The sequence below is a fragment of the Streptomyces sp. NBC_01460 genome, assembly GCF_036227405.1.
Taxonomy (GTDB): domain Bacteria; phylum Actinomycetota; class Actinomycetes; order Streptomycetales; family Streptomycetaceae; genus Streptomyces.
The window spans coordinates 1,753,712-1,768,013 of the sequence record NZ_CP109473.1 but is presented as its reverse complement, the minus strand read 5'-3'; the positions used below and the strand labels follow the sequence as shown (position 1 = coordinate 1,768,013).

At 70.0% G+C, this 14,302-nt stretch carries 9 protein-coding genes; 5 read left to right on the top strand and 4 right to left on the bottom strand.

Annotated features, from left to right (window positions below; all coding sequences use genetic code 11):
• Positions 1–75: 75 nt before the first annotated feature.
• The 4 genes from OG488_RS07840 (at position 76) to fxsT (ending at position 9,071) form a co-directional block, all read left to right on the top strand.
• Positions 76–753, top strand: a complete 678-nt coding sequence (locus OG488_RS07840) for a hypothetical protein (RefSeq protein ID WP_329227186.1) — start codon at positions 76–78, stop codon at positions 751–753.
• A 649-nt stretch (positions 754–1,402) separates the two neighbouring features.
• Positions 1,403–3,682: a radical SAM/SPASM protein FxsBH, inactivated beta-hydroxylase extension form gene (gene fxsBH / locus OG488_RS07835; RefSeq protein ID WP_329227184.1), complete on the top strand. Its 2,280-nt coding sequence runs from the start codon at positions 1,403–1,405 to the stop codon at positions 3,680–3,682.
• Positions 3,683–3,834: 152 nt separating this feature from the next.
• On the top strand, positions 3,835–5,139 hold the full coding sequence (gene fsxC, locus OG488_RS07830) for an FxsC protein (protein WP_329227182.1): 1,305 nt from the start codon (positions 3,835–3,837) through the stop codon (positions 5,137–5,139).
• On the top strand, positions 5,136–9,071 hold the full coding sequence (gene fxsT, locus OG488_RS07825; protein ID WP_329227180.1) for an FxSxx-COOH system tetratricopeptide repeat protein: 3,936 nt from the start codon (positions 5,136–5,138) through the stop codon (positions 9,069–9,071). The genes fsxC and fxsT overlap by 4 nt, the downstream gene beginning before the upstream one ends.
• A 51-nt stretch (positions 9,072–9,122) precedes the next feature.
• Here fxsT and OG488_RS07820 read toward each other — a convergent pair whose 3' ends face one another.
• Positions 9,123–10,007 carry an alpha/beta fold hydrolase gene (locus tag OG488_RS07820; protein WP_329227178.1) on the bottom strand — a complete coding sequence of 295 codons (885 nt, stop codon included), beginning with the start codon at positions 10,005–10,007 and terminating at the stop codon, positions 9,123–9,125.
• A gap of 435 nt (positions 10,008–10,442) precedes the next feature.
• On the opposite strand from OG488_RS07820, the gene OG488_RS07815 reads away from it, so the two are divergent.
• Entirely contained in the window at positions 10,443–11,528 is a 1,086-nt protein-coding gene (locus tag OG488_RS07815; protein WP_329227176.1) for a S1 family peptidase, read from the top strand.
• Positions 11,529–11,628: 100 nt separating this feature from the next.
• Here the strand turns inward: OG488_RS07815 and OG488_RS07810 are convergent, their stop codons facing one another.
• The 3 genes from OG488_RS07810 to OG488_RS07800 form a co-directional block, all read right to left on the bottom strand.
• Entirely contained in the window at positions 11,629–12,177 is a 549-nt protein-coding gene (locus OG488_RS07810; protein ID WP_329227174.1) for a hypothetical protein, read from the bottom strand.
• Between the two features lie 194 nt (positions 12,178–12,371).
• Positions 12,372–12,869: a phospholipase gene (locus OG488_RS07805; RefSeq protein ID WP_329227173.1), complete on the bottom strand. Its 498-nt coding sequence runs from the start codon at positions 12,867–12,869 to the stop codon at positions 12,372–12,374.
• Positions 12,870–13,139: 270 nt separating this feature from the next.
• Positions 13,140–14,186 (bottom strand): DUF3533 domain-containing protein, encoded by a 1,047-nt coding sequence (locus tag OG488_RS07800; protein ID WP_329227171.1) that lies wholly within the window; start codon positions 14,184–14,186, stop codon positions 13,140–13,142.
• Positions 14,187–14,302: the final 116 nt, after the last annotated feature.

Genomic DNA, 14,302 nt, shown 5'->3' with positions numbered 1-14,302 from the left:
CCCTGGCGGGACGCATCCCTCTTCCGGTCAGGGGGAGCGCGCGTGGTCGACGCAGGTCCGGGGAGTGCTGTGCCGATGTCCTACGCCCAACGCAGGGTCAGGCGCAGCCCGTTGCTGTTCACGGCTCCTCTGGTGCTGCTTCTCCTGCTGGTCCTCGTCCTGATCTGGGAGTCGGTCCGCGCCAACCTGGGGGCCGGGGCGCAGGGGGACTGGCCCTGGCGCCTGCAGCTGCTCGACACGGAGGTGCTCGGCAGCCTGCTGGCCGTCGCGGCCGGAGGGGTCCTGGCGCGTGCCCAGTACGCCCGGACGGTGCGGCCGTACCTGGGGTGGCGGGGAACGTGGGTGAAGGGCCCGCTGAGGGGGAACACCGAGGCGTGGAGGATGGGGATACTCAACGGCGGCCAGCACATCGCGGCCGTGGAGTCCTGCGACTACGCGGTGGTCCTGGCGGGCTGCGGCAGTCCCTCGCGGCCCCGCTGGGGCGACCTCTCCGCGGTGGTGGCCGAACTGGGCGGGGCGGGAATGGCGGTCGCCGAGGACTTCCAGTTCGTCGAGTTCGGACAGGGGTTCCCCCTGGTGGGCACCGGGACGTACGAGACCGTCCTGGTGGGTGTCTTCTCGCCGGCGTTCGTCGAACGTGTCGACGCGCTCTACGTGCGGGTGCGGGTGACCGATGTCGTGGGGGACACCCACGAGCGCATCGGTGACTGCCTGAGAGGGGCGAAGGTGGCCGCGTGGGCCCCGCTCGACTGACGATGCCGACCGCCGTCACCGCGCACCGCGGAGCGTTCCGGTGCGGACCGACGCGAAATGAGCGCCGAATGAGTGAAAGTCACCTGTCCGTGGACCGGGACGCCGTGAGGCCGCAGCGGGCGACGCGCCCTGTCCGGGGGCCGTGGGCGGTGTCGCTCAGGTGGTGCGGCGACCGGGGGCGTGCGGGGGCGATCAGGCACGTCATGAGGCGGGGTGACCGCTCCGGGGAACGCTCCCGGCCGCCGGCCCGGAGGGCCTGTCCCCGATTCTCACCCGAGTGGGCCAATCGGCCCAGGGTTTCGGGCTGCGCAATTCGGCGTAAACGCGCGATGTCGTCCCGCGGTGGCGCTTGCCGGGGCCTGTCGGAAGAGTAAAGTCATGCCGCCGGACACTGTGAATAAGCAGGAGCCGGCTGCGATCCAGTGTCCAGAAACAATCATCAAGGACGGCCGTGAAGACCTACGAAACCTCTCCCTCCTTCGCCATTGCGAAGAAGAGTCGCGTGCCACTCGCCAAGATCGACGCCCGTGGCGTCGAAGCGTCCAGGAAGATCGGGCGGGTAATCGGTACCTCCACGGTTCGGCCCGCGGGGACTTCGACCTTCAGCTCGTCACTCTGAGTCGAAGACCGAGGTGGCTAGACTGGGGGAATGACAGGACCCCTGGTCCCCTTTCGCGAGATTGTGCTCAAGGTGCACAGCAGGTGCGATCTCGCGTGTGACCATTGCTACATCTATGAACATGCAGATCAGAGCTGGCGTACCCGTCCTAAGTCCATCTCTGACGAAGCGATTTCATGGACAGCTCGACGATTGGCCGAGCATGCCTCGGAGCATGCACTCGATTCGATGTCAGTGATCCTGCATGGAGGCGAGCCGCTCCTGGCCGGCCCTGCGCGACTGCGCCGAGTCTGCGAGGAGCTCACGGCGGCGTTGGACGGAATCGCTGAGCTGGACCTCAGGATCCACACGAACGGTGTCCAGCTCAGCCCCCGGTATCTCGACCTCTTCGACGAGTTCGGGGTCAAGGTCGGCATCTCCCTCGACGGTGACCGCGCGGCGAACGACCGGCACCGCGTCTTCGCCAACGGCCGCAGCAGCCATCCACTGGTCCTCCGAGCCGTCGAGCTCCTGCGCCAGGACCGCTACCGGCACCTGGATCTCGGGCTGCTGTGCACCATCGACATCCGGAACGACCCGGTCGCGGTGTTCGACGCCCTCGCGGAGCTCGAACCCCCGCGCGTGGACTTCCTCCTGCCGCACGCCACGTGGGACGAGCCTCCCCTCCGGCCCGACGGTTCGCCCACCGCCTATGCCGACTGGCTCCTGGCCGTCTTCGACCGCTGGACGGAACGCGGGCGGCCGATGCCGGTGCGGCTCTTCGAGTCGGTCCGTTCCACCTTGAGCGGCGGCCCCAGCCTCACCGAATCCCTCGGACTCGCTCCCACGGACCTCGTCGTCATCGAGACGGACGGTCAGATCGAGCAGGTGGACTCCCTCAAGAGCGCCTACGAGGGCGCGGCGGCCACCGGATTCGACGTCTTCCGGCACGCGTTCGACGAGGTGGCGGCTCACCCAGGAGTCAGGACGCGGCAGCTCGGACTGGCCGGCGTCAGCGAGACCTGCCGCTCATGCCCCGTCGTACGTTCGTGCGGGGGCGGTCTCTACACGCACCGCTACCGCTCCTCCAACGGCTTCGACAACCCGTCCGTGTACTGCCACGACCTGGCGGCGCTGGTGCGAGGGATCGAAGCGCGCACCGGTCCGGCCACGGTGTCCCCGGTTCTGACCGGCCTGGGTGACCTGAGCGCCGAGCAGCACGACTTGAACCGCACGCTCCTCGCCGGCCTCCACGACGCCCTGGGCGGCCGCGGCGGCGACCGGTGGGACGAGGCGTGGGGGCTCGCGGGCGTACTGGAGTCCTCCGGCGACGGCGCCGACGGACTCGAGCACGTCCTCGCCCACCCGTACACACGCACCTGGCTGCTGGACGCCCTGGAGGGGCTGCACGCCGAACGGCCCGGCGCGGTCGGCCGGGCGCTGCGACTCTCCTCGTACGTGGCGGCTGCCGTCGTGCGGTCCGGTCTCGACCTCCCGGTGCCGGTGGACTACCGGGACGGCAGGCTCTTCCTCCCCACGCTCGGCGAGCTGCGGATCGCGGGTCCCGGCGAGACAGGCCGGATCCGGGTGCGGGCCGACGGCGACGGCTTCTCGGTGGAACGCGAGGGCGGGGGCGGCCGCCGGACCGTCCCGAGAGGGGCGGACGGTCCTGACTGGCTCCCGGTGCGGGACGTCGTCGTGGAGGGCGTACCCGGGTTCACCCTCGACGATCTGGATCCTTACCGGGACTGCTTCGAGGCTCCGGTGGCGCCCCGCCTCGGCGGGACGGAGGCGAAGGCCTGGACCGAAGCCGTCGGCGGAGCGTGGCGGCTGCTGGAGAAGGCCGCGCCCGAGCAGGCGGCGGAGGCCGCGAGGAGCCTCACCACACTGACCCCGACCGTCGCAGGACGGAACGCGGAACGGCCCCACGGCTACGGCGCCGTGGGTCTCCCGATGACGGAGGACGCGGCAGCGCTCGCGCTCGCGCTGCTGCGCGGTCTGCGACGGACCAGGCTGCGGGCCCTCCTGGACCTCACCGATCTCTACGCACTGGACGGGGCCTGGGAGTACCGGCCTCCGTGGGAGCGGAATACCAAGGTCCCCTTTTCCGGGCTACTTGCCGACACATATGAACGCGTGGGACTTTCCTTCCTCGCGCCCGGATTCCTGGACGGTGTCCCCGAGGCACTCGACATGATGGAAGGGGCGGCCGAGCCCACTGTCGGAGGAATGCGGCTTCTGAAGTCGCTCCGGGAGGAAGCGAGAGGTGTACATGGGACAAGTGGGATGAACATCCCCATGAATGCCGCGGATCAAGAACCTGTTCGATGAATCCTGGGTAGGGATGACTGGAAAGCGGCGTTGATTGACCGAACGCCATGGGGGTGGAGCACGGTCCGCTCCGGAATGATGAATTCGCTCGCACCCTCGCACCACAGACCTGGGATGCGGGTGCTCACACAGGACGGGGGTCGTGTGCACGCATGACGCATCAGCGAGCGGCGGACCATCGACCGTACTTCTTTCTGAGTTACGCGCACACACCGGGGTACGGCGGTGGTTCGGACCCCGATATGTGGGTCGAACGGCTTTTCCAAGATCTCTGCGGACATGTGATGGCCATGACCAACCTGCCGGCGGGGGCGTCGGCGGGTTTCATGGACCGGGAGATACGTTCGGGCGAGGGCTGGTCCGAGCGGCTGGGGAATGTCCTGGCCAACTGCCGGGTCTTCGTGCCGCTGTTCTCACCACGCTATTTCGCCAGCGAGATGTGCGGCAAGGAGTGGTACGCCTTCGAACAGCGCGCCATCCATCACCGGGCCCGGTCGAACCAGCCGGCCGAGGCGATCGTGCCCGCCCTCTGGGTACCGGTGCCCGCGAACCAACTTCCGGGACCGGCCGAGCGGTTACAGTTCAACCACCGCGACTTCGGGGACCGCTACGTCAGCGACGGGCTCTACGGACTCATCAAGCTCACCCTGTTCGCCCAGGACTACGAGCAGGCCGTCTACCACCTGGCGAAGCGGATCGTCAGTGTGGCCGACACCGTGGAGATCGGCTCGGGCAGACCGCTCGACTTCCGCCTCGTCCCGAGTGCCTTCGGCGCACCGGGCAGCGGAGCGGGCGCCCCGAGGCCCATGCGGATCACTATCGCCGCGCCCACCCGGCACGACCTGCCCGAAGGCCGCAACCCGGAGTACTACGGCGACAATCCGCAGGAGTGGAACCCCTACCACCCGGCCGCCGCCAGACCCCTGGCCTACATGGCCGAAGAACTGGTGCGCTCCCTCAACTACCAGGCCGTCGTGACCCCGTTCGACGAGGACATCGGGCAACGTGAGGGCAAGCAGTCGCCGAGCACTCCGGAGATCCTGCTGGTCGACCGCTGGGCGCTGCAGGACGAGGACCTGAGACGACGTCTCGCCGCCTTCGACGCCGAGAACCGTCCCTGGGTGACCATGGTCGTTCCCTGGTGCCGGGACGACCACCAGAGCAGGGCGGCCGAAGCCGAACTGACCGAGAAACTCGAACAGACGATGCCGGTCAAGATGCGGCAGGGGCGGGCCTTCTGCCGTGTCGCGGCCAAGGGGGTACCCAGCATGGAGGCGTTCGGCCAGATCCTTCCCCAAGTGGTCGAGGTGGCCGCCCAGCAGTATCTGAGGCACGCCACGGTCTATCCACCGGCCGGCGGACGGCACAGCGAACGGACGCGGCTGATGGGGCCCATGGGCAACACCCAGTTCATACCCGACATGCACGACCCTGCGACGGATGCGGAGGACGTATGACAGCCGGTCGTGACGGGCGCATCGTCACTTTCTACTCGTACAAGGGCGGCACGGGGCGCACCATGGCCCTGGCCAACACCGCCTGGATCCTGGCCGCCAACGGCAAGCGGGTGCTGGCCGTCGACTGGGACCTGGAGGCCCCGGGACTCCACCGCTTCTTCCACCCCTTCCTCGACCCGTCGACCCTCGGGGCCACCACCGGGGTGATCGACCTGATCACCGAATTCGCCTGGGCCGCGACCAACCCCGCGCAGCGCGCCGACGACTGGCACCGCGACTACGCCCGTATCCAGCCCCACGCGGTCTCGCTCAACCCCGAGGCCCTCGGCTGGGAGTTCCCCAGGGGCGGCACCCTCGACTTCGTCTCCGCCGGGCGGCAGAACCGCGAGTACTCCGCGACCGTCTCCACCTTCGACTGGGACAACTTCTACGACCGGCTCGGCGGCGGCCACTTCTTCGACGCCCTGCGGGACGACATGAAGGCCAACTACGACTACATCCTCATCGACAGCCGTACGGGCCTCAGCGACATCGCCGACATCTGCACCGTCCACCTCCCGGACGTGCTCGTCGACTGCTTCACCCTCAGCGACCAGTCCATCGACGGTGCGGCCTCCGTCGCGCGGCAGATCGCCGAGCGCTACACCGGCCGGCCCATCTCCATCTTCCCCGTCCCGATGCGGATCGACGAGGGCGAGAAGGAGAAGGCCGACGCAGGCCGGGCGCTGGCCCGGCTGAAGTTCGACCGGCTGCCCCGGGACCTCTCCGGTGACGAACTCACCGCCTACTGGGGCGCGGTGGAGATCCCCTACCGCCCCTACTACGCCTACGAGGAGACCCTCGCGACCTTCGGGGACGAGGCCGGGCTCAGCAACTCGCTCCTGTCCGCCTTCGAACGTCTCACCGCGGTCGTCACCCAACAGGAGGTCACCTCGATGCCCCCGGTGGGCGAGGAGGTGCGGCTGCGCATCCGTGACGCCTTCACCCGGCGCAGGCCCGCACTGCCCGCCGATCTCTTCCTCAGCTACGTGGCGGAGAACCGCATGTGGGCCGACTGGATCGAGTCGGTCCTGGTCCGGGCCGGGTTCAGGGTGGTCCCGCGGGACGTCTCCGCCGACACCGGTCCGGCGGATCCCGCGCATACAGCGGCCGAGAGCGCGGCCCGCACCGTCGTGCTGCTCTCGAGCGCCTACCTCAAGTCGCAGCGGGCCGTGGACCTGTGGGAGAGGGCGGTCGCCGAGGACCCGGGCGGCGGACGGCGTCAGCTGCTCCCTCTGCGGATCAGCGATGTCCGCCTCTCGGCGCCCTATATCGACCGTAACCCGGTCGACCTGTTCCGGCTGGACGAGGTCCATGCGACGACGGCACTCATGCGTGCCCTGGACCGGCCGGTCCAGCTCGGCGACGGCGCGTCGCCCGGCCCCCGCTTCCCCGGCACCGTGCCCAGGATCTGGAACGCGCCTCCGAGGAACCCCGGCTTCACCGGCCGGTCCCTGGTCCTGGAGCGGATGCGCGACCAGCTCGGTGGCGGCATGGCCGTCGTACTGCCCCAGCCGCAGACCCTGTACGGCCTCGGCGGCGTCGGCAAGACCCAGGTGGCGCTGGAGTACGTGCACCGCTTCATGGCCGACTACGACCTGGTGTGGTGGATATCGTCCGAACAGACGGACGACGTGATCGCCGGGCTCGCCGAGCTGGCCGTACGGCTCGGCGCTCAGGGCGGTGACGACATGGCGGCGGCCTCCCAGGAGGCGGTCGACCTGCTGAGGCGCGGTGTGCCGTCGGACCGGTGGCTGCTCGTCTTCGACAACGCCGACGACCCCGAACGCCTCAGGCGCTATTTCCCGCAGGGCGGCTCCGGCCACATCCTGGTCACCTCCCGGAACCAGGCATGGTCCCAGCACGGCGACGCACTGCCGGTCGACGTCTTCCTGCGGGAGGAGTCGATCGAGCACCTGCAGCGCCGCGCCCCGGGGCTCAGCGTCGAGGACGCCGCCCAGGTGGCCACGGCCGTCGGTGACCTGCCGCTCGCCGTCGAACAGGCGGCGGCCTGGATCGCGGAGACCGCGACGCCCATCGACGCCTATCTGGAACAGCTCGCCCAGCAGGCGCCGCAGGTCCTCGCGCTGAACCAGCCCGCCGGCTACCCGCAGCCCGTGGCCGCGACCTGGAACATCTCCATCGAGCGGCTCAAGGAGCGTTCACCGGCGGCTGTACGGCTGCTTCAGCTCTGCGCCTTCTTCGCCCCCGAGCCCATCTCCGCGAATCTCCTCTACAGCAAGGAGATGATCGAAGCGCTGAAGCCCTACGACTCCTCGCTCCAGGAGAAGCTGGTGCTCGGCCGGGTCATCAGGGAGATCGGCCGCTTCGCCCTCGCCAAGGTCGACCAGGTGTCGAACTCCATCCAGGTGCACCGGCTCGTGCAGGCGGTGATCAGGGCGCAGCTCAGCGAGGAGGAGCAGGCGGAGGCCAGGCACGTCGTCCACCTCATCCTGGCGGGTGCCCGGCCCGATGACACCGAGCCGATCGACAATCCGGAGAACTGGCCGCGCTTCGCCACGATCTGGCCCCACCTCGGCCCCTCCGACGCGCGCAACTGCCGGGACCACGAGACCCGCAGGCTGCTGATCGACCGGGTGCGCTACCTCTGGAAGCGCGGGGACGTGAGGACCGCGGGCACGCTCGGGGAGGAACTCCGGGCGACCTGGCTGGAGATGCTGGGCGAGCGCGACATCCAGTACCTGTACCTCTGCTTCCACCTGTCCAACATCCTGCGCACCCGCGGGCGGTACGTGGAGGCGAAGGAACTCGACGAGTTCACCCTGCGGCTGCAGCGGGAGGTGCTGGGCCCGGAGCACCCGCACACGTACATGACCACCAGCGGCCTGGCCATCGACCTCGGGCTGCTCGGGGAGTACGGGCGGGCGATCGAGCTGGCGACCCAGGCCCATGACGGCTTCAACCAGATCTTCCACGAGCGGCACGCCCGGACGCTGGCGGCGGCCAACAACCTGGCGCTGAACCTGCGCAGCATCGGGCAGTACGCCAAGGCCCGGGAGATCGACCAGGACTGCTACGACCTGCGGTCCGAGGTGCTGGGGCAGGAGCACCCGCACAGTCTGTCCTCCGCCCTGAACCTGGCACGTGACCTGCGTGAGGTCGGGCGGTACGAGGACTCCGTCGCGCTGCTCAGCCGCACCTACGACAGCCTCAAGGCGACCCTCGGCCGCACCTACCCCACCACGCTCAGCGCCGCCAAGAGCCTGGCGGTCTCGCTGCGCAGGGCGGGTCAGCTGGAGGACGCGCGCAGGCTGACGGTGGCCACCCGGGCCAGGTACCGGGCCAAGTACACCTCGGCCAACCCCGAGTCGCTGGCCTGCGACCTCAACATGGCGGCCGACCTGTTCGCCGCGGGGGAGGACGGCGCGGCCAGGGACGCCGCGCAGGAGGTCGTCGACCAGTACATGAAGGTGCCGGGCGAACAGCACCCGTACACCCTGGCCGCTCAGAACAACCTCGGCGTCTACCTCTCCGGGGCGGGCGCGTCCCAGGAGGCGGAGAAGCTGCTGACACGGGTGGTCGCCTCGATGCGTGAGGTGTTCGGGCGCGAGCACCCGAACACCCTGCTCTGCGTGATGAACCTGGCCAACGCGACGGCCGACCGGGGCGAGCTCGACATCGTGCTGGAGACGGAGCGCAAGGTGGCCGGGCAGCTCAGGGAGGTCCTCGGGGCGCACCACCCGGAGACCCTGGCCATGACCTCGAACATCGCGGTCACGCTCGACGCGATGGGACGCGGCGACGAGGCGCTGAGGCTACGGATGGAGACGGGGGACGAGCTGGCCCGGCAGCTCGGTGACGATCACCCGCTGACGCGGATAGCGAGGACCGAGGAGAGGTTCCAGCGCGAGCTGGAACCGATGTCGGTGTGAGCCGACGGCTCCGGGGCCCAGCCGCGCCGGGCCCCGGAGCCTCCGCGGCGATCAGCAGGCCGCTGTCTCCCTCTCGTCCAGCAGCCAGTTGAGCACGGTGGGAAGCACGGACAGCGCGTCGAAGTGTGCCGCCGCGGGTTCCAGGACGGCGGTGGCCCCCGGGATCTGCCCGGCCAGCCAGCGGGAGTGACCCACGGGCGAGAAGACGTCCTTCACGCCGTGCCACAGCATCACGGGCCCCTTGATGTCCGCCGGGTCGAAACCCCACGGCCGGCAGAAGGCCAGCGCGTCGTCGATCCAGCCGTACGCCGACGTGCGCAGCCCCTCGCGGAAGTTGGCGAGCAGCATCATGCGGATCCCGGCGTCGTTGACCACGACACGGTCGGAGTCGGTGAGCTCCCTGCGCAGGTCGTCCAGGAGCCGTGCCGGGTCCTGGCGGATCATCGCCGAGCGGCTGATGAAGGACTCCGCCAGTCCGTCCGGATCGGTCACCGCCCTGGAGTACGCGAGCACGTTGGACGCCGCCATGCCGTCGAACCAGTCGAGCCCCTCGGCGTCCCGGGGAGCCAGGCTGACCAGGGCGGCCGCACGGGTGACCCGGTCCGGCATCAGCGCGGCGCACGCCAGGGCGTGCGGTGCGCCGCCCGAGCGGCCGACCACGGCGAAGCGCTCCAGGCCCAGCGAGTCGGCGATCGCCCGTACGTCCTCGGCGACGTCCCTCACCTGCCGTCCGGGCAGCCGGTCGGAGCCGCCGTACCCCGGCCGGTCGTAGGAGATCAGCTGCATGTTCCGCTGGTAGAGGACCATCCCGCGTGGAGCGGGGCCCAGGCGGCTGCCCGGCATTCCGTGCAGGAGGAACACCGGTCTGCCCCGCGGGTCCCCCTGACGCTCGACCATCAGATGCCGCCCGTCCGCCACGCGCACCCGGTTCCGCACCCGCTCCTCCGCTCGGTCGCACCGCTCGGCCGGGCATCAACTACCCGGTATGTACTGCCTGTTCGATGATGACCTATCCGGCGCGATAGCGGCACTCCCTGTCGGAACGCGCCGGTGGTGTTCGGAACGTTCGGAGGCATTCGGTGGTGTTCGGCTTCAGGAGTGCTCTGCGCGGCATCCGGACTCCGAGCGCTGTTTCAGGACAGGACTAGTCCTCACCCGCTGCCGACGCGCGATTGCTGCGGGTGTTCGCAATCGGAACCGACGTGGTGGGACACCCCGGTTGTGAACACGTCGCGGGTGAACCGGTGTCGTCATGTGTGCGTCCGGAAGTCGACCTTGTGTGCTATCGGCCGCATCGGAATAGTGGGCGCCCCATCCTCCGTGTTCCGGGTACCCCACGTGCCCGCCGCACGGCCCCACAGGAGGTCGAAGTTGAAGCACCGACGCATATCCAGGAAGCGCGTGACCATGGCCGGATCGGCCGTCCTCGCCCTGGTCGCGGCTGGAGTCACGTTCCAGACCGCGAACGCCAGTGACGACGTACCCCAGTTCGCCCCCCGGACCCTCAACGCGCACGCGGCCGGAAATCTCGCCGCCACGCTCGACAAGGCTCTGGGCGGCGACACCGCCGGCACGTACTACGACGCCGACTCGGACCACCTTGTCGTCAACGTCGTCGACGACGCCGCCGCCGAGCAGGTCCGCCAGGCGGGCGGCAAGGCCAGACTGGTCCAGCACACGCTCGCCGAGCTGACGAACGCCCGGCAGACCCTCTCGGACAAGGCCACCATCCCCGGGACCTCCTGGGCCGTCGACCCGGTCACCAACAAGGTGGTCGTCACGGCCGACCGCACGGTCGACGGCGCGGCCTGGGACAAGCTCAGCAAGGTGGTCGACGGGCTCGGCTCCAAGGCCGAGCTCAACAGGTCGAAGGGTGAGTTCAAGCCGCTGATCGCGGGCGGCGACGCGATCTGGGGCAACGGCGGGCGCTGCTCGCTGGGCTTCAACGTCGTCAAGGGCGGCGAGCCGTACTTCCTGACCGCCGGGCACTGCACCGAGTCGATCACCAGCTGGTCGGACGCGCAGGGCGGCGCCGAGATCGGTGCCAACGAGGGCTCGAGCTTCCCGGACAACGACTACGGCCTTGTCAAGTACACGTCCGACGTGGCGCACCCCAGCGAGGTGGACCTCTACAACGGCTCCACCCAGGCCATCGCCAAGGCGGGCGACGCGACCGTCGGCCAGACGGTGACCCGCAGCGGCTCCACCACCCAGGTCCACGACGGCGAGGTCACCGCCCTGGACGCCACGGTCAACTACGGCAACGGCGACATCGTCAACGGCCTCATCCAGACCACGGTCTGCGCCGAGCCCGGCGACAGCGGCGGCGCGCTCTTCGCGGGCGACACCGCGCTCGGCCTGACCTCGGGCGGCAGCGGCGACTGCTCCGCCGGTGGCGAGACGTTCTTCCAGCCGGTGCCCGAGGCACTGGCGGCGTTCGGCGCCGAGATCGGCTGACCTCCGGTCATCAGATACGCCGATGAGCCCGTGCCCTCGCAGGAGGGGGCGGGCTCGTCGGCGTCCGGTCCGCTCGGGCGGGGCGGTAGGTGCTCCCGCCTCATGAGTCGGGCGGCGCCGTGATGCCGAGGTCCCGGCGCATGGCGAGCTGCATCTCTCCCAGTGCATCCCACATCCGAAGCATGAAGGTGTGGGCCTCCTGCCATTTCTGCTGGTCGTGCGCGCTGTCCCCGTCCAGCGTTTCCAGGAGCTTCCTTGCTTCCGCGAGTGCCACACGGACTGTCTGGCAAGCGCGTAGGACGTCGTCCGGGACGAGCATCTGGGCCTGTGCGTAGGTGTCCTGGAACTCGATGCGGACCACCTCCGTCGCAGGGTCCGGGCCTGTTCCGGAGCGCAGCGCGTAGAGGTCCTCCAGGATCCGGAACCGATACCGTCGTGCACCGCTGTTGAGGGCGACGTAGATCTCACGTCGGCGTTCCAGGTATGACTCGGCCGCGTCGATGTGCCGCTCGGTCCGGTCGGAGCGCTCCTGGAGCTCGAACTCCTGCCGGCGTGAGCGTGAGCTCACCCAGGCCGTGGTGATCGGTGCCAGCAGGGTCCCCGCTACACCCACCACGGCGACGAGTAACGCGATGACCCCAGTGCTCATTGCTCCCCCTGAGACGGCAAGGCCGTACCGCGTACGGCGGTACCTCCCGTGCGAGCGTCCTGCCGGGCGCCACGGTACGGCCCGCCGCCCTGGCCGGGACGGTGGTTCGACGGCGAGGCCGCACCCATGGCGCCGAGAAGCCCCGGACGGCCGGAGCACGGCGAGACCGGCCGGTCCGGGAGGCGGCGGTCGGGTCAGGCGGCCTGGGGCTGTCCGGTGAAGGCGCCCTTGGCCGGTGCCACCCCGAAGATGTCCACCGCGTGGTAGTACGTCCACGCCGTGCTGTTGCACGAGGTCAGCTTGGCGCCGGAGTAGGCGGCGCACACCCGCTTGAGGTCCGAGTAGAACGCGGAGTCGATGCGGGACTTGTTCGCGGAGAACGTGCCCGCGGCCTTGTAGTTGCGGTAGCCGAAGTCGTGGCGGGCGCAGGCCGTCTGGAACGGGAAGCCGAACGGGTTGTCGGGGGAGGTGCTGCAGTAGTCCGTCGACCAGTCGAAGGCGTACGCGGACCACGCGCCCTGGTTGTTGCGGGCGGAGTTCCACGCGTTGTAGCTGGAGGCGCTCGTCTGGGTCCAGGAGCTGAGGACCTGCGGCTTGTCCGACGGGGCGGCCGAAGCGGAGGCGGCCGGTACGAGGGCGAGCGGGAGCGACAGCGCGACCGCGGCGAACGGGATGGTGAATCTGCGACGCATGAGCAACCTCCGGCGGATGAAAGGGGGTTGTGCCGACCGTGCTCCTCGCGGGTCACGCGAGGCAGCTCCAAGAATGGCGTCATGCACCTGTCATGCCTAGAGGGTTTGCCGATCGGTCGTCAGAAGTTCGCCGCAGCTCAGGTGGCGGGCAGCCGGAAGCCCCGGCCCGTGAGGAGGGCCGGGGCCGGGATGTCGCGCTCACGACGCCACGCTTCCAGGCGTCGTGGTGCCGGGGCCGTACCCCGGCCCCGTGTCCGACCGGCGCCGGGCTCAGCCGGGGTGCGAGCCTCCGTCGGAGGCGGTCGCCGCCCGCGGGGTCTCCTCCGTGCCCCGGCGGCGCATCGACAGCAGCAGGGTGAGGGCCGTGCCGACGACCGCCCAGGCGGAGAGCACCAGCAGGGGGCCGGTGACCGCGTTGCCGTGGAAGTACGCGATCGAGCGCGCGACCCATGTGCCCGCGCCGGGCGGCAGGGCCGGGCCGATCGCCCGCCAGAAGTCCGGCAGCATCGGCAGCGGGAAGGCGCCGCCCGCGCTCGGGTTGCCCGCGATCACGATCAGCAGGACGGCCAGGCCGATGCCGACGATGCCGGTGAGGGCCTCCAGGGCGAGCGTGATCATGCCGACCGCGAAGACGACCAGGGCGCCCAGGCCGGACAGGGCCCACACGCTGCCCGGCAGTGCTCCGAGTACCGGTCCGATGATGACCGCGCCGCCGATCCCGCCCGCGAGCGAGTACAGCGCCATCACCGCGGTGCGGATCACCGCGCGCTGCCGGTTGGCGGGTTTGGTGCCCGCGCTGATCGCCAGGATCGAGGCGCAGAGGTAGCCGCCGACGCACCAGCCCACGACCAGGTAGAACGAGGAGAGGCCGTCGAAGTCGTCCGGGGAGGCGGGGGCCACGTCCACGGTCCGTACCGTGCGCTGCCGGGGCCCCTCCGCCTCCTTGATGATCGTGGCCAGCGAGGTGGCCAGCACGGTGCCGCCGCCGGAGGCGACGAGCACGGTGTCGGTGGCTCCGGTGGGGCTGACGACCAGGGCGCCGTCGAGCTCCCGGTTCTCGATCTGCCGGCGGGCCTCGGCCGCGTCGGAGACCGCGCGCGGGTCCAGGGGGCCGCCCGGCAGGCTGTCCAGCTGCGTGACGAGCCGCCCGGACACCTGCTGCGGGGCGACGACCCCGAAGGGGACGTCCGTCGGGTCGGGGCGGTGCAGCGCGCCGACGTAGGAGGCGATGAAGAGCAGCTGCAGCGCCAGTACGCCGACGACCAGCAGGGCGGCCCGTGCGGTGACGGCGTTCTTCACCTCGTCAGCGAAAGTCATGCCCCCACAGTCGCGGGAGGGCGGTGTCCGCGCAGGCGGGACGGGCCGAATGGCGGAGGAGTGGCCGCGCGCCCGGTTATCGTACGAACGTTCGAAACTTGGTCTATGGTGGAGAG